This is a genomic window from Pseudomonas fluorescens (assembly GCF_000967965.1).
Lineage (GTDB): Bacteria > Pseudomonadota > Gammaproteobacteria > Pseudomonadales > Pseudomonadaceae > Aquipseudomonas > Aquipseudomonas grandcourensis.
On record NZ_LACC01000016.1, the window covers coordinates 99,074 to 124,504 of the forward strand.

22 protein-coding genes are annotated in these 25,431 nt (G+C 60.5%); 8 read left to right on the forward strand and 14 right to left on the reverse strand.

The features are described from left to right. Window positions 1–18: 18 nt before the first annotated feature. The 6 genes from tauC to VC35_RS13845 form a co-directional block, all read right to left on the reverse strand. Complete coding sequence (tauC, locus tag VC35_RS13820; RefSeq protein WP_046040780.1) at window positions 19–852, reverse strand: taurine ABC transporter permease TauC; 834 nt, start codon at window positions 850–852, stop codon at window positions 19–21. Next, window positions 849–1,643, reverse strand: coding sequence for a taurine ABC transporter ATP-binding subunit (tauB, locus tag VC35_RS13825; protein WP_046040781.1), 795 nt, complete (start codon window positions 1,641–1,643; stop codon window positions 849–851). The genes tauC and tauB overlap by 4 nt, the downstream gene beginning before the upstream one ends. A 15-nt stretch (window positions 1,644–1,658) precedes the next feature. Continuing rightward, the gene (gene tauA, locus VC35_RS13830) at window positions 1,659–2,636 is read right to left on the reverse strand and encodes a taurine ABC transporter substrate-binding protein (protein WP_046040783.1); all 978 of its coding nucleotides are present in this window, start codon (window positions 2,634–2,636) and stop codon (window positions 1,659–1,661) included. Between the two features lie 295 nt (window positions 2,637–2,931). Further along, complete coding sequence (gene gshA / locus VC35_RS13835; protein WP_046040784.1) at window positions 2,932–4,515, reverse strand: glutamate--cysteine ligase; 1,584 nt, start codon at window positions 4,513–4,515, stop codon at window positions 2,932–2,934. Between the two features lie 316 nt (window positions 4,516–4,831). Then, entirely contained in the window at window positions 4,832–5,215 is a 384-nt protein-coding gene (locus tag VC35_RS13840) for a PaaI family thioesterase (RefSeq protein ID WP_007972875.1), read from the reverse strand. Then, window positions 5,215–7,539, reverse strand: a complete 2,325-nt coding sequence (locus VC35_RS13845) for a Tex family protein (RefSeq protein WP_046040786.1) — start codon at window positions 7,537–7,539, stop codon at window positions 5,215–5,217. Before VC35_RS13845 ends, VC35_RS13840 begins: the two co-directional genes overlap by 1 nt. A gap of 360 nt (window positions 7,540–7,899) precedes the next feature. Here VC35_RS13845 and ompR point away from each other — a divergent pair, with 360 nt between their 5' ends. Together ompR and VC35_RS13855 are read left to right on the forward strand one after the other, a co-directional pair. After that, window positions 7,900–8,640 carry an osmolarity response regulator transcription factor OmpR gene (gene ompR / locus VC35_RS13850; RefSeq protein ID WP_046040787.1) on the forward strand — a complete coding sequence of 247 codons (741 nt, stop codon included), beginning with the start codon at window positions 7,900–7,902 and terminating at the stop codon, window positions 8,638–8,640. 115 nt (window positions 8,641–8,755) lie between these two features. Beyond that, window positions 8,756–10,069 carry an ATP-binding protein gene (locus VC35_RS13855; protein ID WP_046040789.1) on the forward strand — a complete coding sequence of 438 codons (1,314 nt, stop codon included), beginning with the start codon at window positions 8,756–8,758 and terminating at the stop codon, window positions 10,067–10,069. 177 nt (window positions 10,070–10,246) lie between these two features. Here VC35_RS13855 and rimK read toward each other — a convergent pair whose 3' ends face one another. Both rimK and rimB read right to left on the reverse strand, forming a co-directional pair. Then, window positions 10,247–11,152, reverse strand: coding sequence for a 30S ribosomal protein S6--L-glutamate ligase (gene rimK, locus VC35_RS13860; protein ID WP_046040790.1), 906 nt, complete (start codon window positions 11,150–11,152; stop codon window positions 10,247–10,249). Beyond that, entirely contained in the window at window positions 11,149–11,628 is a 480-nt protein-coding gene (gene rimB / locus VC35_RS13865) for a retropepsin-like aspartic endopeptidase RimB (protein ID WP_007983163.1), read from the reverse strand. Before rimB ends, rimK begins: the two co-directional genes overlap by 4 nt. 215 nt (window positions 11,629–11,843) lie before the next feature. Between rimB and VC35_RS13870 the strand changes: the two genes are divergently transcribed. The 3 genes from VC35_RS13870 (at window position 11,844) to VC35_RS13880 (ending at window position 15,321) form a co-directional block, all read left to right on the forward strand. Continuing rightward, window positions 11,844–12,251: an RNA-binding S4 domain-containing protein gene (locus VC35_RS13870; protein ID WP_008045331.1), complete on the forward strand. Its 408-nt coding sequence runs from the start codon at window positions 11,844–11,846 to the stop codon at window positions 12,249–12,251. A 445-nt stretch (window positions 12,252–12,696) separates the two neighbouring features. After that, a complete protein-coding gene (hslO, locus tag VC35_RS13875; RefSeq protein ID WP_046040793.1) occupies window positions 12,697–13,599 on the forward strand; it encodes an Hsp33 family molecular chaperone HslO in 903 nt (300 codons plus the stop codon). A 180-nt stretch (window positions 13,600–13,779) separates the two neighbouring features. Beyond that, on the forward strand, window positions 13,780–15,321 hold the full coding sequence (locus tag VC35_RS13880; RefSeq protein ID WP_046040794.1) for a phosphoenolpyruvate carboxykinase: 1,542 nt from the start codon (window positions 13,780–13,782) through the stop codon (window positions 15,319–15,321). A gap of 96 nt (window positions 15,322–15,417) precedes the next feature. Here VC35_RS13880 and VC35_RS13885 read toward each other — a convergent pair whose 3' ends face one another. From VC35_RS13885 to VC35_RS13900, 3 genes are all read right to left on the reverse strand, one after another. After that, complete coding sequence (locus VC35_RS13885; RefSeq protein WP_046040796.1) at window positions 15,418–15,771, reverse strand: DUF1493 family protein; 354 nt, start codon at window positions 15,769–15,771, stop codon at window positions 15,418–15,420. Between the two features lie 290 nt (window positions 15,772–16,061). Continuing rightward, complete coding sequence (locus VC35_RS13895) at window positions 16,062–16,358, reverse strand: hypothetical protein (protein ID WP_046040799.1); 297 nt, start codon at window positions 16,356–16,358, stop codon at window positions 16,062–16,064. 246 nt (window positions 16,359–16,604) lie between these two features. Next, complete coding sequence (locus VC35_RS13900; protein WP_046040800.1) at window positions 16,605–16,895, reverse strand: hypothetical protein; 291 nt, start codon at window positions 16,893–16,895, stop codon at window positions 16,605–16,607. A gap of 448 nt (window positions 16,896–17,343) precedes the next feature. Here VC35_RS13900 and VC35_RS13905 point away from each other — a divergent pair, with 448 nt between their 5' ends. The 3 genes from VC35_RS13905 (at window position 17,344) to VC35_RS13915 (ending at window position 21,260) form a co-directional block, all read left to right on the forward strand. Next, window positions 17,344–19,278 carry a RecQ family ATP-dependent DNA helicase gene (locus VC35_RS13905; protein WP_046040802.1) on the forward strand — a complete coding sequence of 645 codons (1,935 nt, stop codon included), beginning with the start codon at window positions 17,344–17,346 and terminating at the stop codon, window positions 19,276–19,278. Window positions 19,279–19,420: 142 nt separating this feature from the next. After that, window positions 19,421–20,647, forward strand: a complete 1,227-nt coding sequence (locus VC35_RS13910; protein WP_046040803.1) for a 3-hydroxyacyl-CoA dehydrogenase — start codon at window positions 19,421–19,423, stop codon at window positions 20,645–20,647. A gap of 190 nt (window positions 20,648–20,837) precedes the next feature. Beyond that, window positions 20,838–21,260, forward strand: a complete 423-nt coding sequence (locus VC35_RS13915) for an acyl-CoA thioesterase (protein WP_007972849.1) — start codon at window positions 20,838–20,840, stop codon at window positions 21,258–21,260. 68 nt (window positions 21,261–21,328) lie between these two features. Here VC35_RS13915 and VC35_RS13920 read toward each other — a convergent pair whose 3' ends face one another. From VC35_RS13920 to fdhD, 3 genes are all read right to left on the reverse strand, one after another. Next, window positions 21,329–21,817, reverse strand: coding sequence for a glycine zipper domain-containing protein (locus VC35_RS13920; protein ID WP_046040805.1), 489 nt, complete (start codon window positions 21,815–21,817; stop codon window positions 21,329–21,331). Window positions 21,818–22,174: 357 nt separating this feature from the next. After that, window positions 22,175–24,523 (reverse strand): FdhF/YdeP family oxidoreductase, encoded by a 2,349-nt coding sequence (locus tag VC35_RS13925; RefSeq protein ID WP_046040806.1) that lies wholly within the window; start codon window positions 24,521–24,523, stop codon window positions 22,175–22,177. After that, window positions 24,520–25,359, reverse strand: coding sequence for a formate dehydrogenase accessory sulfurtransferase FdhD (fdhD, locus tag VC35_RS13930; RefSeq protein WP_046040807.1), 840 nt, complete (start codon window positions 25,357–25,359; stop codon window positions 24,520–24,522). The genes VC35_RS13925 and fdhD overlap by 4 nt, the downstream gene beginning before the upstream one ends. Window positions 25,360–25,431 lie beyond the last annotated feature (72 nt).

Here is a 25,431-nt window from a genome sequence, read left to right on the forward strand (position 1 = left end):
AACTGTGGGTGCGAGTAATCAGTGAGTTTGGCCATGCCACGGCACCAATTTGCGTTGCAGGGCACGCAGGCCCAACTCCATCGCGAAGGCGATCAGTGCAATCACCAGAATCCCCAGTACCACCACATCGGTGACCAGAAACTGCGCGGCCGATTGCACCATGAAGCCCAAGCCGCTGGTGGCGGCGATCAGTTCGGCGGCGACCAGCGTCGACCAACCCACGCCGAGGCCAATGCGCACACCGGTCAGAATGTCCGGCAAGGCACTCGGCAAAATGACGTGGCGAATCAACTGCACGCGTGTTGCGCCCAGCGACTGCGCGGCACGCAATTTGGCCGGGTCGACCGTGCGCACACCGGTGGCGGTGGCGATGGCAATCGGGGCGAAGATCGCCAGGTAGATCAGCAGCACTTTCGACAATTCACCGATGCCGCACCAGATCACGATCAGCGGCAGATAAGCCAACGGCGGAATCGGCCGGTAGAACTCGATCAGCGGGTCGAGCACACCACGGGCGATACGGTTGGCGCCGATGGCGATTCCCACCGGCACGGCGGTGAGAATCGCAAAGCCGAGGCCCAGGCCGATACGACTCAGACTCGCGCCGAGGTGCTGCCACAGGGTTGAATCCATATAACCCGAGGTCGCCAGCAGCCAGCCTTTTTGCAGCACGGCGGAGGGCGGCGGCAGGAACAGCGGCTCGATCAAACCGGTCGCCGTCACGGCCCACCAAATAGCAACGAGAACGACCAGCGTCAGCACACTGATCCAGCGAGTGCTCAAGCGGCGACTTACCGGAATCACGGCTGAGCCAGGCGTTATCGCGGCGACGGGAATTTCGTAGCTGCTCATGCGCGCTCCTGCCGCTGGGCGGCGCTGCGTTGGGAGAACACTTTGGCGAGTACGTGTTCGCGGGTTTCGATAAAACGCGGGTCGGACTTGATCGAGCGAGCCGACTCACCGGCGGCATAACGCTGACCGAAATCGAGGCTCAGGCGCTCGACGATTTGCCCCGGGTTGGGCGCCAACAGAATCAGGTCGGTGGCGAGGAACACGGCTTCTTCGATGTCGTGGGTAATCAGGAACACCGGCTTGGCGGTGCGTTGCCAGACTTGCAGCAACAGCTCCTGCATCTGCTCGCGGGTGAAGGCGTCGAGGGCACCGAAAGGTTCGTCCATCAGCAACACACGCGGATCGGCGGCGAGGGCGCGGGCCAGGCCGACACGTTGCTTCTGGCCGCCCGAAAGCTGCCAGATGCGGCGTTGTTCAAAACCGGAAAGATCGACCAGGGCGAGCATTTCCTGGGCGCGAGCTTCGCGTTTGTCCCGGGCGATACCGGCCAGCTCCAGGCCGAACCCGACGTTGGCCAGAACGTCTTGCCACGGCAGCAGCGCGTCGTCCTGGAACACCACGCCGCGCTCGGCGCTCGGGCCTTTGACGGGCACGCCGTCGAGGGTGATACGCCCGGCGCTGGGTTCGACGAAACCGGCAATCAGGTTCAACAGCGAAGTCTTGCCACTGCCGGACGGGCCAAGGGCGACCAGCAATTGCCGGGGCCCCAGGCTCAGTGAGACATCCGCCAACACCGGTTCCGGATTGCCGGGGTACTGTGCGCTGATGCGCTCCAGCTGTAGCAAGGCCATCGCATTGACTCCCGATCAGTTGGTGATGAACTTGGCGCTGACGTACGGCGCGTAGTCCGGCAGTACCGCCTCGACCTTGCCTTGCTCCTTGAGGAACGCCGCGGTGTCGGTGATGGCTTTGGTGGTCGGCGCGCCGAGGGTGAGCACCTGGTCAGCCGCCAGTGGGTAGACGTTGCCTTGCAACAGCAATGGAATGTCGCTGGCCTTGGCGCCAGACAGTTTTACAAGCTTGTCGACGTTGCCCTGGTTGGCCAGCCAGGCTTGCGGGTCTTTGCGGTAATCGGCGTAGGCGTCCAGGGTCACTTTGGCGAACGCGGTGACGATCTCCGGGTGCTTCTCGGCGAAATCCTTGCGCACGATCCAGGCGTCGAAGGTCGGTGCGCCGAACTTGGCCAGCTCGCCGGAGGTGATCAGTACCTTGCCGTTTTCCTTGGCGACACCGAGGGCCGGATCCCACACGTACGTGGCGTCGATGTCACCGCGTTTCCAGGCGGCAATGATCGCGGGTGGAGCCAGGTTGAGAACGGTGACTTTCGACGGGTCGATGTTCCAGTGCTTCAGCGCGGCGAGCAGGCTGTAGTGGCCGGTGGAAACGAACGGCACGGCGATCTTCTTGCCGATCAAGTCTTGCGGGGTCTTGATCCCGGAGCCGTCGCGGGCGACCAGGGCTTCGGCGGCGCCGATCTGGGTGGCGATGAGGAAGGTTTCGACCGGGACTTTACGGGTGATGGCGGCGGTCAAAGGGCTGGAACCCAGATAGCCGATCTGCACGTCACCGGAGGCGATGGCGGCGATGATGTCGGCACCGTTGTCGAATTTGCGCCAGCTGATATCGGCCTTGGTGGCCTTTTCGTAAGCGCCGTCAGCCTGGGCGACTTTCGCCGGGTCAACGGTGGTCTGGTAGGCGACGGTGAAGTCGGCCGCCTGGGCAAAAAAACTCGCGGTAGCCAAGGAAGCGGCCGCCAGCAAGCGTAGAGGGAAAGTCAGTTTCATCAGAAAGCTCCTTGTCAGGCGACCGATTGTCGGCGTGAGAAAGAGACTAAATGATCTAAGAATTCGAAAATAAATAACTTTTTCGAATTAGCTTATGAGGGGAATATTGAGGAGCGACAGCTGAATTGTGGCGAGGGGGCTTGTCGGAGCGCCGAACCGCCCCGTTCGGCTGCGAAGCAGTCGTAATGCAGGCAACTCGGTTTACCCTAAATACTGCGGTGTCGGTCTGATCTGGGACTGCTGCGCAGTCCAGCGGGGGCAAGCCCCCTCGCCACAGGGGACCTGTGTTTGACGGTTAGTTACTGATCGCCAGAATGCTCGCCTGGTACGCCCCGACGAACACATCGAAATCACCGACTTCGTTCTGTTCCAGCTCAGCCTGCTGAGCCAGCGACGAACGCGCCCGCTCTTCAAACTTCGCCTGCTCCTCAGCCGGCAAAGGCTCGCTGCGGAAGAACTCGGCATGGGCCTGGCTCTGGCGCAGGGAGAACTGGGCGAAGCTTTCCTTGTGCTCGGCCATCGACGCCAATACCTGGGCCGACGGCGTCAGGGACGGGTCCTGGACCTTGGTCATCTGGGTGTCCAGCGCCTTGCTGTGGGCATCGCCGCCATGGCACTGGTCGAGCATCGCCGCCAGAGGGGCGATTTTTTCCAGCAGCTCGCCGGCCCATTCCTTCAGGTCAACCGGCTGGCCATCCCGTTGCAGTTGCAGGCCCGGACGACGACCTTCCTTGACCACGCTGAGGAAGTTCGAGGTCGCGTTGCCGCAACTGGTGTTGGTCAGCAGCGGGCTGTCATTGAGCGCGCAGTACAGCAGGAACGCATCGAGGAAGCGCGACTCGGTAAGGTCGATGCCCATCGGCAGGAACGGGTTGATGTCCAGGCAGCGTACTTCGACGTACTGGATGCCACGGGCCATCAGCGCCTGGATAGGACGTTCGCCGGTATAGGTCACGCGTTTCGGGCGGATGTTGGAGTAGTACTCGTTTTCGATCTGCAGGATGTTGGTGTTGAGCTGTACCCACTCGCCATCCTGGTGGGTGCCGACTTCGACATACGGCGCATACGGCGTGGCCACCGCTTTGCGCAGGCTGTCGGTGTAGCTGTTCAGATCGTTGTAGCACGGCGTCAGGCCAGCCTGGGCGTTGCTCTGGTAACCCAGGTCGCTCATGCGCAGGCTGGTGGCGTACGGCAGGTACAGGGTATGCGGGTCCAGTTGTTCCAACTGGTGCGAACGACCGCGCAGGAAGCCGGCGTCCAGTGCGGGTGAAGCACCGAACAGGTACATCAACAGCCAGCTATAGCGGCGGAAGTTGCGGATCAGCGCGATGTAGGACGACGACTGGAAATCGCGGTCGGTGCCGACAAAGCCTTCGGCCTGCTTGAGCAACGGCCAGAGTTTTTCCGGCAGGGAAAAATTGTAGTGGATGCCGGCAATGCATTGCATGGTCTTGCCGTAACGCAGGGCCAGACCCTTGCGGTAGACGTACTTGAGCTGCCCGATATTGGACGTGCCGTAATAGGCGATCGGGATATCTTCCTCGGCCGGCAACGGGCACGGCATCGATGGGCTCCACAGGTACTCGTTACCGAGCTTGCTGTAGGCAAAGCGGTGAATGCTGTCCAGGCTCGCCAGCGTATCGGCAGGATCGGGCAGGGCCGGGGTGATGAACTCCAGCAGCGACTCGGAGTAGTCGGTGGTGATCTGTTCATTGGTCAGCGCGGAACCCAATTCTTCCGGGTGCGGCGTTTGCGCCAGGCGACCTTCATCGGTCACGCGCAGGCATTCACGTTCGATGCCGTGAAGGCACTGTTCGAGCAGAGAGAGGTTAGCGCGCTCGCCGAGCAGAGCCAGGCGGCGGTTGAGAAGTTCGCTCAAGTTGGATTCCTTCACGCGTCAGTCGCCCCAATATGGGGGTGGGCAAGACGGTCTACAAGGGTGAAGTTAAAACTGGCGTTTTCGCCTGGTTTTGGAGCCGCACTGAACCGGTAAATAACTGATTGCAGTAATCCCTGTGGGAGCAAGTCTGTGGCGAGGGGGCTTGCCCCCGTTGGGCTGCGAAGCAGCCCCAAAGTCTCTCATATACCAGGATTTTGTGAGTGCTACGCACTCAAACGGGGGCAAGCCCCCTCGCCACAAGCCCGCTCCCACAGGTTGCGTACTGCCGAAATTAACTCAAATTGATGACGACTAGCTACAGGACAGCGAACGTGCCTTGTGCTTTTGCGACCAGTTTGTCGCCCTGCATCACATCGGCCTCGACCACCAGTGTGCGGCGGCCCGGGTGGATCACCCGCGCCGTGCACATCACCTCGCCATCTGAGACGGCTCGGATGTAGTTGATCTTGCACTCGATGGTCGCACTCTGCTGGTCAAAGCCGTGGGTGCTGGAACAGGCCAGCCCCATGGCAATGTCCACCAGGCTGAACAAGGCCCCGCCGTGCAGCTTGCCGCCGCGATTGCGCAGCTCCGGTTCCAGCGCCAGGGCGACTTGCGCCACCCCGGTTTCCAGACTGTGCAAGCGGCAGCCCAGCAGCTTGAAAAACGCGCTTTCGGTCAGCCCGGCGGGAATGTCCATCAGCGTTTCTTCAACTGCTTGGCATTGGCGAACAGCGAAGCCATGGCATTGTTGCTCGGTGCTGCCGCCGTGGTTTCCTTGCGCGGTGCGGTGTTCTGGGACTGGCGTGGCGCCGACCCCGGACGCGCGCCGCGAGCGCCGTCGATCTTCTCGCCCGGGGTGTCGCTCATGCGCATCGACAGGCCAACGCGTTTGCGCGGGATGTCGATTTCCATGACCTTCACTTTCACCACGTCACCGGCCTTCACCGCTTCCCGTGGATCCTTGATGAACTTCTCCGAAAGTGCAGAGATGTGCACCAAACCGTCCTGATGCACGCCGATATCGACGAAGGCACCGAAGTTGGTCACGTTGGTCACCACGCCTTCGAGGATCATGCCCAGTTGAAGGTCCTTGAGGTCTTCGACGCCTTCCTGGAACTCGGCGGTCTTGAACTCGGGACGCGGGTCGCGGCCGGGTTTTTCCAGTTCCTGGAGGATGTCGGTCACGGTCGGCAGACCGAAGGTTTCATCGGTGTACTTCTTCGGATCGAGGCGCTTGAGGAACGCGGCATCGCCAATCAGCGAGCGGATGTCACGGTCGGTTTCGGCGGCGATGCGCTGAACCAGCGGATAGGCTTCCGGGTGAACCGCCGACGAGTCCAGCGGGTTTTCGCCATTCATGACGCGCAGGAATCCAGCGGCCTGTTCGAAGGTTTTCTCGCCCAGGCGCGCGACTTTCTTCAGCGCAGCGCGGGTCTTGAACGCACCGTGCTCGTCGCGGTGGCTGACGATGTTCTGCGCCAGGGTCGCGTTGAGGCCGGAGATCCGTGCCAGCAGCGCCACGGACGCAGTGTTCACATCCACGCCGACGGCGTTCACGCAGTCCTCGACCACCGCATCCAGGCCACGGGCCAGTTTCAGTTGCGACACGTCGTGCTGGTACTGGCCGACGCCGATGGATTTCGGATCGATTTTCACCAGCTCAGCCAACGGGTCTTGCAGGCGACGGGCAATCGACACGGCGCCACGGATCGACACGTCGAGGTCCGGGAATTCCTTGGAGGCCAGCTCCGATGCCGAGTAAACCGATGCGCCGGCCTCGGAAACCATGACCTTGGTCATCTTCATGGCTGGGTATTTTTTGATCAGCTCAGCGGCCAGCTTGTCGGTCTCGCGACTGGCGGTACCGTTGCCGATGGCGATCAGGTCCACCGAGTGCTTGGCGCACAGGGCGGCGAGCACGGCGAGGGTCTGGTCCCATTTGTTGTGCGGCACGTGCGGGTAAACCGTGGCGTGATCCAGCAGCTTGCCGGTGGAGTCGACCACGGCGACCTTGCAACCGGTGCGCAGGCCCGGGTCGAGGCCCAGGGTGGCGCGTGGGCCGGCCGGGGCCGACAGCAGCAGGTCGTGCAGGTTATGGGCGAACACGTTGATCGCTTCGGTTTCCGCGCCATCGCGCAGTTCGCCCAGCAGATCCGTCTCCAGGTGGGTGTAGAGCTTGACCTTCCAGGTCCAGCGCACCACTTCGCCCAGCCATTTGTCGGCGGCACGGTTCTGGTTCTGGATGCCGAATTGCTGGCCGATCATGCCTTCGCACGGGTGCATGGTGCCCGGCAGTTCGTCGCCGACTTTTAGCGCTGAGCTGAGGATGCCTTCGTTGCGACCACGGAAAATCGCCAGCGCGCGGTGCGACGGCATGCTTTTGAGCGGTTCGTCGTGTTCAAAGTAATCGCGGAACTTGGCGCCTTCCTCTTCCTTGCCGGCAATCACGCGGGCACTGAGGGTGGCTTCCTGCTTCAGGTAGTTGCGCAGCTTGTCCAAGAGGCCTGCGTCTTCGGCGAAGCGTTCCATCAGGATGTACTTGGCGCCTTCGAGGGCAGCCTTCACATCGGCCACGCCTTTTTCCGCGTCGATGAAGCGTGCGGCTTCGGTTTCCGGGTTCAGGGACGGGTCGTTGAACAGACCGTCGGCCAGCTCGCCCAGGCCGGCTTCCAGGGCGATCTGGCCCTTGGTGCGGCGCTTCTGCTTGTACGGCAGGTACAAGTCTTCGAGACGGGTCTTGGTGTCGGCGAGCTTGATGTCGCGTTCAAGTTGCGGGGTCAGCTTGCCCTGCTCCTGGATGCTGGCGAGGATGCTGATACGCCGTTCGTCGAGTTCTCGCAGGTAGCGCAGGCGCTCTTCCAGATGACGCAATTGCGTATCGTCGAGGCTGCCGGTCACTTCTTTCCGGTAACGGGCGATGAAGGGAACGGTAGAGCCTTCATCGAGTAGCGCGACGGCCGCTTCGACCTGTTGTGGGCGTACACCGAGTTCCTCGGCGATGCGGCTGTTGATGCTGTCCATAAAACCACCTGACAAATTGTGAAAGCAGGCTCGCAGGCGCAGAGATAGGACCTGGGCGAGTCTGGTTGAGCGGCCTGGCCTGCGCCGCTACCTGGATCAAAAGGTATCCCGTTGACCCGTGAAATCGAACAATTACTGCCGACGCCATGAAAAAAAACGCGTCCGTCTGTAGTACCTGTCTGACGTTGCCTGACACAAAAGGCCGCGCATTATAACCAGCGTTCCGGCATTCGGGGACATCGCGGATTGCAGGTGCAATGGCCGGTTTTCTGGCGCTGGAGGAAAAATCTGCTAACAATGCACACGGTGCGTATAACGGCAGCTACGCCATAATGCGCGCCGAGATCAAAGGAGCATCCAATGAGCAGCACTGCACAAACTGCTGAAGGCGAAAAAATTCTTATCGTTGACGACGATCCGGGGCTCAGCAGCCTGCTGGAACGTTTTTTCGTCAGCAAGGGCTACCGCGCCCGCGCCGTACCGAACACCGAGCAAATGGATCGCCTGCTGGCGCGCGAAGTGTTCAACCTGGTCGTCCTCGACCTGATGTTGCCCGGCGAAGACGGCCTGACCGCCTGCCGCCGCCTGCGCAGCGCGAACAACCAGATTCCGATCATCATGCTCACCGCCAAGGGCGACGAGCTGAGTCGTATCAAGGGCCTGGAGCTGGGCGCCGACGATTACCTGGCCAAGCCGTTCAACCCCGATGAGCTGATGGCTCGCGTCAAAGCGGTATTGCGTCGCCAGTCGGCTCCGGTGCCTGGCGCCCCGGGCAGCGAAGACGAAAGCGTGACCTTCGGTGACTACGAGTTGTCCCTGGCCACCCGCGAGCTCAAGCGCGGCGAAGAAGTGCACATGCTCACCACCGGTGAGTTCGCTGTACTCAAGGCTCTGGTGATGAACGCACGTCAGCCGCTGACCCGCGACAAACTGATGAACCTGGCTCGTGGCCGCGAGTGGGATGCTCTGGAGCGTTCCATCGATGTGCAGATTTCTCGTCTGCGCCGGATGATCGAGCCCGATCCGTCCAAACCGCGTTACATCCAGACTGTCTGGGGCGTGGGTTACGTGTTTGTACCGGATGGTACCGCCACCAAGTGATTGGCGATTTGTAGGAGCGGGTCATGCGGACAGCGGATCAATCGATCCTGTCCGCAGACTCGCGATCCGCAATATGCGAGCATCGCTCGCTCCTGCAAGTGTTTAACGGTTATCCATGAAAACCCCCGTTTGGTTCCCCCAGAGCTTCTTCTCCCGCACCCTTTGGCTGGTGCTCATCGTCGTACTCTTCTCCAAGGCACTGACCCTGGTTTATCTGCTGATGAACGAAGACGTATTGGTGGACCGCCAGTACAGCCACGGTGTCGCCCTGACGCTGCGCGCCTATTGGGCGGCCGATGAAGAAAGTCGCGGCAAGATCGCCGAGGCCGCGACCCTGATACGGGTGGTGGGTGCCGGCGTGCCGGAAGGCGAACAGCACTGGCCTTACAGCGAGATCTACCAGCGGCAGATGCAGGCGGAGTTGGGTGCCGACACTGAAGTCCGGCTGCGCATGCATTCGCCACCGGCGCTGTGGGTCCGGGCGCCAAGCCTGGGCGATGGCTGGCTGAAAGTACCGCTTTATCCCCATCCGCTGCGCGGCCAGAAAATCTGGAACGTACTGGGCTGGTTCCTCGCCATTGGCCTGCTGTCCACCGCTTCGGCCTGGATCTTCGTCAGCCAGCTCAATCAACCTTTGAAGCGTCTGGTGTATGCCGCGCGGCAACTCGGTCAGGGTCGCAGCGTACGCCTGCCGATCAGCGATACGCCGAGTGAGATGACCGAAGTTTACCGCGCCTTCAACCAGATGGCCGAAGACGTCGAGCAGGCCGGTCGCGAGCGTGAACTGATGCTGGCCGGGGTGTCCCACGACTTGCGCACGCCATTGACCCGCTTGCGCCTGTCCCTGGAGCTGATGGGCGATCACACTGACCTGACCAATGACATGGTTCGTGACATCGAGGACATGGATGCGATTCTCGATCAGTTCCTGGCGTTCATTCGTGACGGGCGCGATGAGTCGGTGGAAGAGGTTGACCTGAGCGACCTGGTCCGTGAAGTTGCCGCACCGTATAACCAGACCGAAGAAAAAGTGCGGTTACGCCTGGAGCCTATCCAGCCGTTCCCACTGCGTCGTGTGTCGATGAAGCGGCTGCTGAACAACCTGATCGGCAACGCGCTGCATCATGCTGGCAGCGGTGTGGAGGTGGCGGCGTATGTATCCGGGGATACCAGCGCACCGTATGTGGTGCTGAGTGTCATGGACCGTGGTGCCGGTATTGATCCATCGGAACTGGAAGCGATTTTCAACCCGTTCACTCGCGGTGATCGTGCCCGGGGTGGCAAAGGTACCGGATTAGGTCTGGCGATCGTGAAGCGGATTGCTTCGATGCATGGCGGGAATGTTGAGCTGCGTAACCGCTCGGGCGGTGGGCTGGAAGCTCGGGTGCGGTTGCCGTTGGGGTTGATGTTGCCGCGGGATGCTGTTTAGCAAACACAGAGGCCTTTGTGGCGAGGGAGCTTGCTCCCGTTCGGCTGCGCAGCAGCCGCAAAACCAGACAACCGTGTCCGAAGTGCAAGAACACGATTGTGGGATTTGGGAGTCCTTCGGCCTGGAGCGCCAGCCCGGTCCAACGGGAGCAAGCTCCCTCGCCACAGTAGATGAGCCTCAGCCCTTCCCTTTGGTCCGCGTCATATTCGGCCCACCATTCTTCTCCAGATGCTCGATGATGATCCCCGCCACATTCTTCCCGGTGGTGGTCTCGATCCCCTCAAGACCCGGCGACGAGTTCACCTCCATCACCAACGGCCCGTGATTGGAGCGCAGGATGTCGACGCCTGCCACCGCCAGCCCCATGACCTTCGCCGCACGCAACGCCGTCATGCGTTCTTCCGGGGTGATCTTGATCAGGCTCGCGCTGCCACCGCGATGCAGGTTGGAGCGAAACTCGCCGGGTTTGGCCTGGCGCTTCATCGCTGCAATTACCTTGTCGCCGACGACGAAGCAGCGAATGTCCGCACCACCGGCTTCCTTGATGTACTCCTGAACCATGATGTTCTGCTTGAGGCCCATGAACGCCTCGATCACCGACTCCGCGGCCGTGGCGGTTTCGCACAGCACCACGCCGATGCCCTGGGTACCTTCCAGGACCTTGATCACCAACGGCGCGCCGTTGACCATTTCGATCAGGTCGGGAATGTCATCGGGGGAGTGGGCAAACCCGGTCACCGGCAAACCGATCCCGCGACGGGACAGCAATTGCAGCGAACGCAGCTTGTCCCGGGAACGGGCAATGGCCACCGATTCGTTGAGCGGAAATACCCCCATCATTTCGAACTGGCGCAGCACTGCGCAGCCATAAAAGGTCACGGAAGCGCCGATCCGTGGAATCACCGCATCGAAATCCTCCAGCGGTTTGCCGCGGTAGTGGATTTGTGGCTTGTGGCTGGCGATGTTCATGTAGGCGCGCAAGGTGTCGACCACCACCATTTCATGGCCACGCTCGGTACCGGCTTCGACCAGACGACGGGTGGAATACAGACGCGGATTCCGCGACAGCACAGCGATCTTCATGCAACACCTGTGGAGGAGGTAGATACCGGGAACACCGGCTTGTCTTGTACATACTTGATGCCCGGATTGACCACCAACTGGCCGTGGATCAGGGCTTTGGAGCCGAGCAGCAGGCGATAACGCATGGACTTGCGGCAGGCGAGCGTGAACTCGACCCGCCAGACCCGATCACCAAGGGCCAGGGTGGTGCTGATCACGTATCGCACCTGCGCGTGACCGTTTGAGCTTTTAATGGTTTTCATCGTCACCAACGGAGCTTCGCAGCGTCGGTGGCGCAGTTGTACGACGGAACCCAGGTGGGCGGTAAAACGCACCCACTGCTCACCATCGCGCTCGAACGGCTCGATTTCGGTGGCGTGGAGGCTTGAGGTGCTGGCACCGGTGTCGATTTTTGCCCGAAGGCCGGCGACTCCCAAATCCGGGAGCGCCACCCACTCGCGCAGACCGACAACGGTCAAATGGTCAAATGTCTTCAATAGTGCTCAACCGGTAAAACCGCTCGGGCCGCATACGGCCGGATTCGCGGTATTCACGCAGAATAATGATTAAAAGGCGACAGATATCTACGGCCCGGATTTCCAGCCTCCCAAGGAGGTTATGGAATGTCAGCATTGTAATCCGAGCCGGTGAAATTCTTGGTACGTCAGAAACGGTAGTACAGTTCACCAATATTTCAGAATGAGGAAATTCCATGGCACAAAAAAACGAAGAGGACGACAAAGTCCGCCTCGATAAATGGTTGTGGGCTGCACGATTCTACAAAACCCGCGCCCTGGCCAAGGCGGCGATTGAAAGCGGCAAGGTGCATTGCCGGGGCGAACGCTGCAAGCCGGGCAAGGAGCCGCGTATTGGCGACGAATTTGTGATTCGCACAGGTTTCGAAGAGCGCACGGTGGTAGTCCTGGCACTGTCGATCGTTCGTCGCGGCGCACCGCAGGCGCAAACCTTGTATGCCGAAACCCTGGCCAGCATCGCCAAGCGCGAAGAGGCCGCGGCGCAAAGAAAAGCCGGAGCCCTGGGCGTGAGCACCGACGGTAAGCCGAGCAAGAAGCAGCGGCGGGATTTGTTCAAGTTTCGTGGCAGCAGTAACGACGACTAATACAGATATTTCTTGGGCGAGTGCCAGACCGCTATCGCGGGCAAGCCCGTTCCCACAAGGGTTTGTGCCGTTCCTGTGGGAGCGTGGCTTGCCCGCGATCGAGTGCGCAGCACTCGCCAGGTTTCACCGCGCCTTCAGGCCAAGACTTGCAATTGACCCGGTGCGCATCCATATCTGTGCCTGGCCAGCAGTGCATCGCAAGGACGATATCGCCGCTCGTCGAAAATCACACACAGTCTCTGACCTGTAGGCCATAACCACATTGCCAGCAGTGCAGGACGGGAAACGACCCGGAACCCATCAGCGCTTGTTCCACCTTGCTTGGATCAGGCCCGGATTGTTCATAAAATGCCTTTCATGGCTGAACGTTGCGCACCCGAGGGGTGGCGCAAGGGCAATTTCTTGTTTCCTGTAACCTTTTTCACTACTTCAGATACCCAGACCTATGACCGATCACGCGGATAACGACTTCACACAACGCTTCATCTTCGATGACAGCGACACCCGTGGCGAGCTGGTCTCGTTGGAGCTCAGCTACGCCGAAGTCCTGGCCAAACACGCCTACCCGCAGCCGGTCGCGCAACTGCTCGGCGAGCTGATGGCGGCCGCATCGTTGCTGGTCGGCACGTTGAAGTTCGATGGCTTGCTGATTCTGCAGGCACGCTCCGAAGGCCCGATCCCGCTGCTGATGATCGAGTGCTCCAGCGAGCGTGACATCCGGGGTCTGGCCCGTTACGAGGCCGACCGCATTGCCCTTGACGCTACCCTGGCTGACCTGATGCCGGACGGCTCGCTGACATTGACCGTCGACCCGAAACGGGGCCAACGCTACCAGGGCGTCGTCGATCTGGATGGCGAAACGTTGTCCGACTGCTTCACCAACTACTTCGTCATGTCCCAGCAGATTGGCACCCGCATCAAGCTCTGTGCCGATGGTCGTCGCGCCCGTGGCCTGTTGCTGCAGCAACTGCCGGCCGACCGTTTGAAAGACGATGACGAACGCGCCGCCAGCTGGCAGCACATCACCACCCTGGGTGGTACGCTGACCGCCGATGAGCTGTTGAGCCTGGACAACGAAACCGTGTTGCATCGCCTGTACCACGACGAGCAGGTGCGTCTGTTCGATGTGCAGAAGCTGCGCTTCCGTTGCAGCTGCTCGCGCGAACGTTCGGCCAATGCGCTGGTCAGTCTGGGTATGGAAGACGCGCAGCAATTGGTGGTCGAACACGGTGGCAACATCGAAATCGATTGCCAGTTCTGCAACCAGCGCTACCTGTTTGACGCGGCCGATGTCACTCAATTGTTCGCCGGCGCGGGTATCGAGACGCCGTCAGATACCCGTCACTAAAACGGTTCAGCGCAGGTAAATTCACTGCCTTGCGCCGGATTAACGCCGTTACGACAGGAGGGGTCTACTTTTTTTGGGCTTTTCTGGCATAATCCGGCCCACTTTTTCCACGGTAGTAGTGCACGACTTTCTACTACAAAAACGTTTGGAGCACTCGGCCACTGGCCGACGGGGAACCTCATGACGCAAGCCAACAATGCCGTGTACACCGATCTGAGTGTTGATGATCTGGTTAAAGAAGCCCTCAACCGTGGTGAAGGCGAGCTTGCCGATACCGGCGCACTGGTTGTTCGTACCGGTCACCGTACCGGCCGTTCGCCAGTCGATCGTTTCATCGTTGAAGAGCCTAGCACCCAGGCCGCCATCGCCTGGGGACCGATCAACCGCAAGTTCCCGGCCGACAAGTTCGACGCCCTGTGGGCTCGCGTTGAGGCATTCAACAACGCGCAAGAGCATTTCGTTTCCTACGTACATGTAGGTGCGGCTTCCGAGCACTACCTGGCTGTGAAGATGACCACCCAGACTGCCTGGCAGAACCTGTTCGGCCGTTGCCTGTTCATCAACCCAGCTCAGTACAACCCGGCGGGTCGTGACGAGTGGCAAGTCCTCAATGTTGCCAACTTCGAGTGCGTACCAGAGCGTGACGGCACCAACTCCGACGGCTGCGTGATCCTCAACTTCGCACAGAAGAAAGTGCTGATCGCCGGCATGCTTTACGCCGGTGAAATGAAGAAAGCCATGTTCTCGGTGCAGAACTTCCTGCTGCCGGCTGCCGACGTACTGCCAATGCACTGCGCCGCCAACATCGGCGAAGAGGGCGACGTGACCCTGTTCTTCGGTCTGTCCGGTACCGGCAAGACCACCCTGTCGGCCGACGAAAGCCGTTACCTGATCGGTGACGACGAGCACGGCTGGGGCGAAGGCGTTGTGTTCAACATCGAAGGCGGTTGCTATGCCAAGTGCATCGACCTGTCCGAGAAAAACGAGCCGGTTATCTGGAAAGCCATCAAGCACGGCGCGGTATTGGAAAACGTCGTTATCGACGATGCCAAGCACGCCGACTACGCTGATGTCAGCCTGACCCAGAACAGCCGCGCCGCCTACCCGCTGGAGCACGTTGCCAAGCGCTCCGAGAAGAACCTCGGTGGCGAGCCGAACGCTGTGATCTTCCTGACCTGCGACCTGACCGGCGTACTGCCGCCAGTGTCGATCCTCAACGAAGAACAAGCGGCTTATCACTTCCTGTCCGGTTACACCGCTCTGGTCGGTTCGACCGAAATGGGTTCGGGCAGCGGCATCAAGTCGACCTTCTCCACCTGCTTCGGCGCACCGTTCTTCCCGCGTCCGGCCGGTGAATACGCTGAGCTGCTGATCAAGCGCATCCGCGGCTTCGGCTCCAAGGTCTACCTGGTCAACACCGGCTGGACCGGCGGTGGCTACGGCGTCGGCAAACGCTTCAACATCCCGACCACTCGTGCCGTGATCGCAGCGATCCAGAGCGGCGCGCTGATCGGTACCGAGACCGAGCACCTGGACACCATCAACCTCGACGTGCCAGTGGCCGTACCGGGCGTTGAGACTGGCCTGCTGAACCCACGCAACACCTGGGCCGACAAGCCATCCTACGACGAAGCCGCCAAAGCACTGGCCGGCCTGTTCATCGAGAACTTCAAGAAGTTCGAAGTGAGCGACGCGATCAAGGCTGCTGGTCCAAAGCTGTAAGCGCTGGATTGAGCTAACGAAGAAGCCGCCCCTCGGGGCGGCTTTTTTGTGCGCAAAATTCAGTTTTTCGTGGGCAAGTCAGAATGCGTAGGACCGTTACAGGCCCTCGAGCTCATCCGTGTCCCAGCGTTGGGCCTTGATGGCCCGGTAGAGCATGCCGATGGTCAAAGGCACCTTCTCGCCGCGACCCTTGGCTTTTCGCTTTAGATTCACGTCAAAGCCGTCGGGCTGGAAATAGCGATAGCTGTCGAAATCCACGAAATCGATGGCGAAGTGGTCTTCCAGGGTTTCGATCAAATGCCGGGCGTCTGCACCGTTGCAGCCCAGGTCGAAGTTGATCGAGGTGCCGAGGCTGATGGTTTTGCGTTCGGGGAAGCCGAGTTCTTCATGCAGCAGTTGCATGAGTTGCTGCATCAAGTGGTCGTCGGGGAGGTTGGGGGCGAGGTTCATTGAGGGAGATCCGTTTGGGCCTGAACGGATCTTATTGGTCGTCGGACTTGAGAGGAAGGGCCGGCTGAGTTGATTGCTTCTGGCTCAGCGTTTTCAGTTTGCACGGAGGACCGACGTTCACCCCGCAGGATCTCGCTCATTTGTTGCACGCTTTCCATTAGCTCATCAAAAAAACTGCTCATGGTTTCCTTCTGTATCCGATGAGGGAATTGAGTGGTTTGTTTCCATCGGAGCAATTCTTGTTTCTTGATCGCTCCTGCGCAGTGCGTGGGAGCGATCTCCATTAAAGATCAGACCGGGGCTTTCCAGTTGAGCATGCGTTGCTGGGCGACTTTGAGCAGGTCGCAGCCGTCCTGGGTCAGCAGGTAGAGGGCGTGGGTGATGTGCGGGATGTCTTTGATGTCGCCGTGTTTGAAGCATTGGCAGTGCAGGGTTTGCAGCAGGTCACTGGAGGCCCGGATGCGCTGGAGGGCGGCTTCGAGGATGTCTTGCGGGTTGGCCTCTGTGTCGATGATCAGGGGCGGGGTGTCGGTTAAGTTCGTTTTGAGTGGACGATATCGATTTGGAAATGGATTTGGTGTGGCCACTGAAGAAAACCTCTAGTAAGTGGAAATGTGCGTTCTCTCTTATTCGAGTGACCAAGCCCGAGTCGCTGATTTGGCAGCGACAGTCCGGACTATATGTTCGAGCCACTGGCTGGCGATAGCCGACAAGTTGTCTTGTTTTGTAGGACCTTGCCGAAGCTTTGATAGGGCGTTGCTGACAGACTTATCCACAAGTGCACCGCGTTATCGTTCTTCGCGAGCGGGCTCGCTCCCACAGGTGGTGGTGCTTCAGCCGGTGAATTTCGGCAAGCGCTGGCGGGCGATGTCGAGCAGGTCGTTGCCGTCCTGGGTCAGCAGGTACAGGGCGCCGACGATCTTGGGGATGTCGCTCGCTTCGGCCTGTTTGAAACACGTGCAATAAAGGGTTTCGAGCAGGTCGCTGGCGGCGCGGATGCGTTGTCGGGCGGCGTCGAGGATCTCGAAGGGGTCAGCCTCGGTATCAATGACCAGCACAGGGGTTTCGCTGTAGCGGGTCTTGAGCGGGTGATAGCGGGCTGTCAGCGTGTCGGTTTTTTTCATCGAGTGGGTCCTGTGCGAAATCGGCAAGTGTTCCCGGGCAGGCCGAGACACTGTTTTCAGCCGCGCCGGAAACTATAGAAGGGTGTGGCGTTGCGGGACAAGACGGCTGAAATGGACAGGCTTTGTAGGGTATTTATCGTGCTCCGAGGATAAGGCTTACACATTGTCGGAGATTTGTGCGACGAAGCCGCTGCCGGTAAAAATGCCTACTGGGTTATCAGTCGCTATTGAGCAAGTATTGGCAGAGGGGGGCTTTGGAAACTGTCGGGTATTCCGAGTTTTGCGGTGGGTGTGCTCGCGAAAGCGATCTGTCAGTCGCCCGACTCCCCAAGCCCTTCCCGCCATTCGCTGTATCATCCGGTATCGTTTTTGCCCCCGACCTTTTCTCGACTCGCTGCGATCGCCGGCTAGGCTTTTGACTCCGCAGCAGTCAATGGAGTGACAGCTTATGCACAACACCCTGGAACAGGTTTTCGGTTATCCACAATTTCGACCCGGTCAGGAGGCGGCCGTCGGTGCTGTGCTGGCGGGGCGCTCGGCGGCGGCGATTTTCCCCACCGGTTCCGGCAAATCCCTTTGCTACCAATTGCCGGCGCTGTTGCTGCCGCACCTGACGCTGGTGGTCTCACCGCTGCTGGCGTTGATGCAGGATCAGCTGGCGTTCCTGCAACGCCACGGCATCTCGGCGGGCAGTATCGATTCTTCGCAGAATCGCGAAGACGCCAGCGATGTCATGGCCCGGGCGAAGTCCGGCGAACTGAAGATTCTGATGATCTCCGTGGAGCGCCTGAAGAACGAGCGCTTCCGGCATTTTTTGCAGCAAGTACCGATCTCGCTGCTGGTGGTGGACGAGGCGCACTGCATTTCCGAATGGGGGCATAACTTTCGCCCGGACTACCTCAAGCTTCCCGACTATCAACGCCAGTTCAACATCCCGCAGGTATTGCTGTTGACCGCAACGGCGACGCCCAAGGTCATTGCCGACATGCAGGCGAAATTCGCCATCGCCGTCGACGATGTGGTGACCACCGGTTTCTATCGCCCGAACCTCAATTTGCTGGTGGAGCCGGTTCGCGGAGCGGACAAGCGCAGGCGTCTTGTCGAGTGGATGAGCCAGCGTCCGGACCAGCCGAGCATCGTCTATGTCACCTTGCAGAAAACCGCCGAGCACATCGCTGAACACCTGAACCGCAACGGCATTCAGGCCGAGGCTTATCACGCCGGGTTGCCCCACGAGCAACGGGAAGCGATCCAGCGCCGATTCATGGGCGGGCAGTCCAATTGCATCGTCGCCACCATCGCTTTCGGCATGGGTATCGACAAGAGTGACATCCGCAACGTGGTGCATTTCGACCTGCCCAAATCCATCGAAAACTACAGCCAGGAAATCGGCCGCGCCGGGCGTGACGGGCAGCCGTCGGACTGCCTGGTGTTGGCCAACCGCGACAGCCTCAATGTGCTGGAGAACTTCGTCTACGGCGACACGCCCGAACTGGATGGCATCCGTTGCGTGCTTGACGAGATGCATGCCGCTGCAACCGAAGGCCAGTGGGAGTTTCTGCTGGGGCCGTTAGCAGACCAGAGCAATATTCGCCAGTTGCCGCTCAAGACCTTGCTGGTGCAACTCGAATTGCGCGGGCTGATCGCCCCGCGCTACGCGTACTACGCCGAGTACCGTTTCAAGTATGTGCAGGAGCCCGAGGTGCTATTGGCGCGTTTCGAAGGCGAGCGCAGGGATTTTGTCGCTGCGATCATCCAGACCTCCAGCCGCGCCCGGACCTGGGCCACGGTGAATTTCGAGGCGTTGTACGAGCAGCATCAGGCCGAGCGCAGTCGGGTGGTCAAGGCACTGGATTACTTCCAGGAAAAGGGCTGGGTGGAGCTCGAAAGCAAGCAGATGACCGAGGTCTACAGCGTGCTGCTAAGCGGTTTCGACAGCGCCGCATTGAGCGAGGAACTGCACAGCTATTTCACTCGGCATGAGCGCACCGAGGTCGCGCGGATTCACGCGATGCTGGACCTGTTCGCCACCGACCGTTGCCTGGGTTATCGCTTGGCCGAGTATTTCGGTGATCACAATGCCCCGCAGCAATGCGGGCATTGTTCGGTGTGTCATGGGCAAGTGGCGCGGCTACCGGCACCACCGGAGTTGCCGGCGCTTGTGGATAAGAATTTCGAGGCGCTGTGTGGCGGTTTTATCCACAGGCACGAGCAGCACACGGGCAACCTGCCATCGGCTGAACGCGTGACACGGTTTCTGTGCGGGATCAGCGTGCCGTTGTTCACAAAGCTCAAGGCGCGGTCGATTCCCGGGTTTGCGGCGCTGGAAGATTATCCGTATGCCGGGGTGCGCAGTTGGGCCGAGCGGCATCTTGCCGGCTGAACCAAAACCCTTTGGGATCTCAGGGCCTGGCAGTGCTACATCCATCCGCTGAATGTTGCTCATCACAGGAATAAATTTCAAAAAAACCCGGTGGCTGACTATGGTGGTGGCTGTCTTCGGATCGCCAACAAGAGAACAAAACATGAGCCAGACACCGTCGAATATTCAGCGCGCCGCCGTCATCGGCGCGGGCACCATGGGCCGTGGCATTGTCATGTGCCTGGCCAACGCCGGAGTGGCCGTGCAGTGGGTCGACAACAATCCGCAAATGCTGGAGCAAGCGCTGGCCACCGTGGCGGACGCCTACGCTCACAACGTACGTCAGGGCCGCATTGATCAGGGCGAGGCCGATGCCCGTGTCGCGCGCGTGACTGCGGCAGATGGGTATGTGGCCATCCGCGATGTCGACCTGGTCATCGAAGCAGTGTACGAAAACCTTGAGCTCAAGCAGAAAATCTTCCGTGAGCTCGATGGCTTGCTCAAGCCTGAAGCGATTCTGGCGAGCAATACTTCGGCACTGGACATCGATGCCATCGCCGCAGCCACACGCCGGCCGCAGCAAGTGCTGGGCCTGCACTTCTTCAGCCCGGCGCACATCATGAAACTGCTGGAAATCGTCCGTGGCGCGCAGACTGCACCGGCGGTGCTCGACGCGGCGCTGGCGCTCGGCCAGCGCATGGGCAAGATCAGTGTGGTGTCGGGCAATTGCGACGGTTTCATAGGCAACCGCATGCTCAATACCTATGTGCTCGAAGCGCGGAAAATGCTGCTGGAAGGCGCTTATCCGTATCAGGTGGACGCAGCGCTGCAGGGCTTCGGTTTCGCCATGGGGCCGTTCCGCATGTTCGACGTGGTGGGCGTCGACCTGCAATGGCGCTCGCGCCAGTTGTCCGGTATCGGGCAGGATGCACCGGAGGTCCAGGTGGATAACCGTTTGTGTGAGCAGGGACGTTTCGGCCAGAAGAGTGGCAACGGCTTTTATCACTATGAACCGGGCAGTCGTCAGGCCGAACACGATCCGCAGGTCGACGCACTGGTGCTTCAAGTCAGTGAGGAACTGGGGTTCCAGCGCCGCGAGATCGGCCCGGAAGAGATTCTCGAGCGCTGCTTGCTGGCACTGGTCAACGAAGGCGCGAAGATCTTGCAGGAAGGCATTGCCGGGTCGGCTCACGATATCGATCTGGTCTACCTCAACGGTTACGGTTTCCCGGCGGACAAGGGCGGGCCGATGGCCTGGGCGGATCAGCAAGGGTTGGCGGACATTCATCGGCGCTTGATGGACCTTGAAACGCGTCAGGGCGATCACTGGAAACCGGCGCGGGTGATTGGCGAGTTGGCGGCGGCTGGCAAAGGCTTTGCTGACAAGTGATTGTTGTGGCGCCTGTGAGGGCGCCTTCGTCGGATCGCCGCCCGGAGCAAGCCCGCTCCCACATTTGATCTTCGGTGAACACAGATTTTGTGTACGACCGATATCCAATGTGGGAGCGGGCTTGCTCGCGAAGAACGATAACGCGGTTTTCGCCTTAGACTTGGCGACCCAACTCCAGGAATCAACGCTGATGCCCCAACGCACCGACTACCCCCACTTCCAGCCCATCACCACCCGCTGGCACGACAACGACGCCTACGGTCACGTCAACAACGTGACCTACTACAGCTTCTTCGATACGGCGGTGAACACTTACCTGATCGAAGTCGGTGGCCTGGATATCCATGACGGTGAGGTGGTGGGGTTCGTGGTGAGCTCTTCCTGTGATTACTTTGCTTCCATTGCCTTCCCTGACCGCATCGAGATCGGTCTGCGGGTGGGCAAGTTGGGCAACAGTTCGGTGCAATACGAACTGGCCGTGTTCAAGCAAGGGGAAGATGAAGCCTGCGCGGCGGGGCGCTTCGTGCATGTGTTTGTCGATCGTGCGTCGAATCAACCCGTGGCGATTCCTGCCGGGTTGCGCGGTGCGCTGGAGCGTCTGGTGGTTCAGTAAGGCAAAAAAAATCGCAGCCCTTGGGCTGCGATTTTTGATGTACCAGTTATAGCCAGGCGATGGATGCCTTAGTCGTCGTCGTGCCAGCGATGCTTGCGGTGGCCATAGGCATGGCCGCGGCCCGGATGGCCGTCACGGTAGTAACGACGATCACCATGGCCGCGATAGTAACGACGATCGCCGTCATCATCATTATCGTACTCTTTGCCCATGTGGTTACCCAGCGCGCCACCGGCACCGCCGCCTGCTGCGGCGCCGATCAGGCTGCCGGTGGTGCCGCCCAAGCTGCGGCCGACCACGTTACCGCCTGCAGCACCCAACGCGCCGCCAATGGCTGCTTCGCCACGGCTGTGTTTGTTTGCGCCGACGGCGCTACCACCCGCGCCACCCAGGGCCGCGCCGATGGTGGAACCTGTACTGCCGCCTAACGACTGACCGACGACCGAGCCTAAAACCCCGCCCAATGCGCCGCCTACGCCGGCTTCGGTAGTGCCGCCAGCAGACGCAATACCGCTGACCAGGCCAAGGGACAACAAGAGAATCGAGGAGAACTTCATGGAGGAACCTCAAGGGGATGACGGCGCGATCCTGAGGCTCTGGAATGGGCGTGACAATCGAAATCCGACGAATAACACGACCTGTATACAATATTGCAAGTTACTGTTTTTTGGGCGGAACTTAACGTTTTTTTGCCGGTCTTTTACTTATTCGCAAAGGCCGTTTTCATTAGGAAACGGCCTTTTTTGTGGGCGATTGGAAAGTGCAGGGTCCGGAGTCTTTGGTGATTGGTCTGGCCTCATCGCGAGCAAGCTCGCTCCCAACAGGGGACCATCGTCGAGCACAAATTTTGTGTCCGCTTAAGATCTGAATGTGGGAGCGAGCTTGCTCGCGATGGGGCCAGTTCAGACAACCTGTTACGCCGACCTGGCCATGATCAACCCGGTCTCACTCGCCGCTTCCAGCCGGATCGCCACAAACTTCGACGTCGGCGTATGGCTGCCATCGCCGGTGCTTTCCAGCGGCACCAACGGATTCACTTCCGGATAGTAGGCCGCCGCTTGCCCGGCCGGGATATCAAACGCCAGCAGCGTGAAGCCTTTTACCCGACGTTCCACGCCATCGTCCCAGAGCGAAACGATGTCGGCCTTTTGCCCCGGCTTGAAGCCCAGGCGAATAATGTCGGCTTCGTTGACGAACAACACGTCCCGCTGGCCTTTCACACCGCGATAACGGTCGTTGAGGCCATAAATGGTGGTGTTGTACTGATCGTGAGAACGCATCGATTGCATGATCAGGTCCGGCAGCACACCAGTGGCGCGGGTGCGTTCGTGCACCAGGTCTTTGGGCAGCGCGTTCGAGCGGAAATTGGCCCGGCCCGAGGCGGTGTCCCACTTGCGTGCACCGGCACTGTTGCCCAGGTAGAAACCGCCCGGGTTCTTGACCTTCTCGTTGAAGTCCTTGAAGCCGGGAATGGTCTCGGCGATCAGGTCGCGGATGCGGCTGTAGTCGGCCACCAGCCAGTTCCAGTTCACCGGGTGGCTGCCCAGGGTCGCGGCAGCGATGCCGGCCAGGATCGCCGGTTCCGAGCGCATCTGGTTCGACAGCGGCTGCAGCTGTCCATTGGAGGCGTGGACCATGCTGAACGAGTCTTCGACGGTTATCGCTTGCGGGCCTTGGGTCTGGATATCGATGTCGGTGCGGCCCAGGCACGGCAGGATCAGCGCGTCCTTGCCGTGGGTCAAATGGCTGCGGTTGAGCTTGGTGCTGATCTGCACTGTCAGGTCGCAGTTTCGCAGGGCCTGGAACGTGCGCGGGCTGTCCGGCGTGGCCTGGGCGAAGTTGCCGCCCAGGCCGATGAAGACTTTCGCCCGGCCTTCAGCCATCGCATGAATCGCCTCGACCACGTTGTGGCCGTTGTCGCGTGGCACCTTGAACTGGAAGCGCCGCTCCAGGGCATCGAGGAACGCGGCAGGAGGGCGTTCGTTGATGCCCATGGTCCGGTCGCCCTGCACGTTGCTGTGGCCACGCACCGGGCACAGGCCGGCGCCCGGCCGGCCGATGTTGCCGCGCAGCATCATCAGGTTGGCGATTTCCTGGATGGTCGCCACCGAATGACGATGCTGGGTGATGCCCATGGCCCAGCACATGATGACGTTCTTGCCTTTGGCGTACATGCGCGCCGCTTGCTCGATTTCCACCAGGCTCAGGCCGGACTGCTCGACGATCTGCTCCCACGGGGTGTCGTCGATGACGGCCAGGTAATCCAGCACGTTGACGCTGTGCTCGTTGAGGAAGTCGTGGTCGAACACCGCCGGCTCACCGGTTTTCTGCGCGTCGCGCTCCCACAGCAGGAGGAATTTCGCCATGCCGCGCATGATCGCCATGTCGCCACCCAGGGCCGGGCGGAAGAATGCGGTGTTGGTCGGCTTGTCGCCGTTGGTGAGCATTTCGATCGCGTGCTGCGGGTGCTGGAAGCGCTCCAGGCCACGCTCCTTGAGTGGGTTGATGCACACCACTTGGGCGCCGCGCTTCACCGCTTCGCGCAGCGGTTCGAGCATCCGTGGGTGGTTGGTGCCGGGGTTCTGGCCCCAGACGAAAATCGCATCGGCGTGTTCGAAGTCGTCGAAGGTCACGGTGCCTTTGCCGACCCCGACGCTTTGCGACAGCGCGACACCGCTGGCCTCGTGGCACATGTTCGAGCAGTCAGGGAAGTTGTTGGTACCGTAGGCGCGCACGAACAGTTGATAGAGGTAGGCCGCTTCATTGCTGGCCCGGCCCGAGGTGTAGAACTCGGCCTGATCCGGGCTCGACAGGCCGTTCAGGTGTTTGGCGATCAGGGCGAATGCGGCGTCCCAGCTGATCGGCTTGTAGCGATCGGTCTCGGCGTCGTAGCTCATCGGCTCGGTCAGGCGGCCCTGGTATTCGAGCCAATAGTCGCTTTGTTCCTGCAGCGAAGTGACGCTGTGTTTGGCGAAGAATTTGGCATCGACACGGCGTTTGGTCGCTTCCCAGTTCACCGCCTTGGCGCCGTTCTCGCAGAACATCACCATGCCCTTTTCCGGAGAATCGCCCCAGGCGCAACCCGGGCAATCGAAGCCGCCGTTCTGGTTGGTCTTGAGCATGATGCGCAGGTTTTTCAGCGCGTTGTCGCTGGTCAACCAGGCCTGGGCCACGCTGATCAGTGCGCCCCAGCCACCGGCCGCGCCTTTGTAGGGCTTGTAGCGAGGGACGGGTTTCTGATCGGCTTGACGGTGTTGACTCACGCTTGATTCTCCAACGTTGGGCTGTAGACCCGCGGTGCATTCTTCTGTGGCAGATGGATGAGATTGAGGTTGTGGCGACGGGCCCATTGCACGGCAAGGCCCGTAGGTGACGACAGGCTGACCAGGGTCTGGATGCCGGCGCGCAAGACTTTCTGGATCAATTCGAGGCTGCAGCGGCTGGTGACAATTGCCAGGCCGCCAGCGGTCGGGATCTTCTGGCGGATCAATCCGCCGATCAGCTTGTCGAGGGCGTTGTGGCGGCCGATGTCTTCGCGACCGAGCAGCAACTCGCCTTTGTCGTTCATGAACACTGCCGCATGCACCGCACCGCAATGCTGGCCTAAGGGCTGGAAGGCGCCGATGCGCTCGCGCAGGCCATCAAGCCACTCGACCGGCGGCAACGGGGCGCCGGGCAATACCTGAAGGTCCGGCAACGCCTGCTCGAGCGCTTCCACGCCGCACAACCCGCAACCGCTGGTGCCGGCCAGCTGCCGACGCTGCTGCTTGAGGTTCCAGAACGCGCGATTGGCGATGGTCACTTGCGCGTATTGCGCCGACCCCGAGCCGCTGAGTTGCAGGTCGTAGATGTCCGTGGCGTCCTGGATGATGCCGCTGCCCAGGCTGAAGCCGACGATGAAATCTTCCAGGTCCGTGGGCGTTACCAGCATGACCGCCTGGCTGATGCCGTTATAGGCAATCGCCAACGCAACTTCTTCGGCCAGCGCGGTGCTGGCCGATTCGGAGTATTCGAGATTGCTATAGCTGTACGTCTGGCTGGCGGCGGGCGCGGGCGTTTCGAGGGCAGGCGCCGCGCATGCAGGGCGCTTGGTGTTCATGGCATCACCGACGGTTTGATCAGCTTTAAGACTAGGCGCGGCAAGTTGTCACGTCTAATCGCTAATACTGAT

Bases quoted from the DNA above. Each gene is read 5' to 3' on its own strand.
- VC35_RS13840 (WP_007972875.1), bottom strand. From the start codon at position 5,215: ATGGACATTCCCGCCGGGCTGACCGAAAGCGCGTTTTTCAAGCTGCTG.
- VC35_RS13870 (WP_008045331.1), top strand. From the start codon at position 11,844: ATGGCACAAAAAAACGAAGAGGACGACAAAGTCCGCCTCGATAAATGG.
- tauB (WP_046040781.1), bottom strand. From the start codon at position 1,643: ATGGCCTTGCTACAGCTGGAGCGCATCAGCGCACAGTACCCCGGCAAT.
- VC35_RS13885 (WP_046040796.1), bottom strand. From the start codon at position 15,771: ATGAACCTCGCCCCCAACCTCCCCGACGACCACTTGATGCAGCAACTC.
- VC35_RS13855 (WP_046040789.1), top strand. From the start codon at position 8,756: ATGAAAACCCCCGTTTGGTTCCCCCAGAGCTTCTTCTCCCGCACCCTT.
- VC35_RS13880 (WP_046040794.1), top strand. From the start codon at position 13,780: ATGACGCAAGCCAACAATGCCGTGTACACCGATCTGAGTGTTGATGAT.
- VC35_RS13905 (WP_046040802.1), top strand. From the start codon at position 17,344: ATGCACAACACCCTGGAACAGGTTTTCGGTTATCCACAATTTCGACCC.
- tauC (WP_046040780.1), bottom strand. From the start codon at position 852: ATGAGCAGCTACGAAATTCCCGTCGCCGCGATAACGCCTGGCTCAGCC.
- fdhD (WP_046040807.1), bottom strand. From the start codon at position 25,359: ATGAACACCAAGCGCCCTGCATGCGCGGCGCCTGCCCTCGAAACGCCC.
- VC35_RS13915 (WP_007972849.1), top strand. From the start codon at position 20,838: ATGCCCCAACGCACCGACTACCCCCACTTCCAGCCCATCACCACCCGC.
- hslO (WP_046040793.1), top strand. From the start codon at position 12,697: ATGACCGATCACGCGGATAACGACTTCACACAACGCTTCATCTTCGAT.
- ompR (WP_046040787.1), top strand. From the start codon at position 7,900: ATGAGCAGCACTGCACAAACTGCTGAAGGCGAAAAAATTCTTATCGTT.
- VC35_RS13845 (WP_046040786.1), bottom strand. From the start codon at position 7,539: ATGGACAGCATCAACAGCCGCATCGCCGAGGAACTCGGTGTACGCCCA.
- VC35_RS13920 (WP_046040805.1), bottom strand. From the start codon at position 21,817: ATGAAGTTCTCCTCGATTCTCTTGTTGTCCCTTGGCCTGGTCAGCGGT.
- VC35_RS13900 (WP_046040800.1), bottom strand. From the start codon at position 16,895: ATGAAAAAAACCGACACGCTGACAGCCCGCTATCACCCGCTCAAGACC.
- tauA (WP_046040783.1), bottom strand. From the start codon at position 2,636: ATGAAACTGACTTTCCCTCTACGCTTGCTGGCGGCCGCTTCCTTGGCT.
- rimK (WP_046040790.1), bottom strand. From the start codon at position 11,152: ATGAAGATCGCTGTGCTGTCGCGGAATCCGCGTCTGTATTCCACCCGT.
- VC35_RS13910 (WP_046040803.1), top strand. From the start codon at position 19,421: ATGAGCCAGACACCGTCGAATATTCAGCGCGCCGCCGTCATCGGCGCG.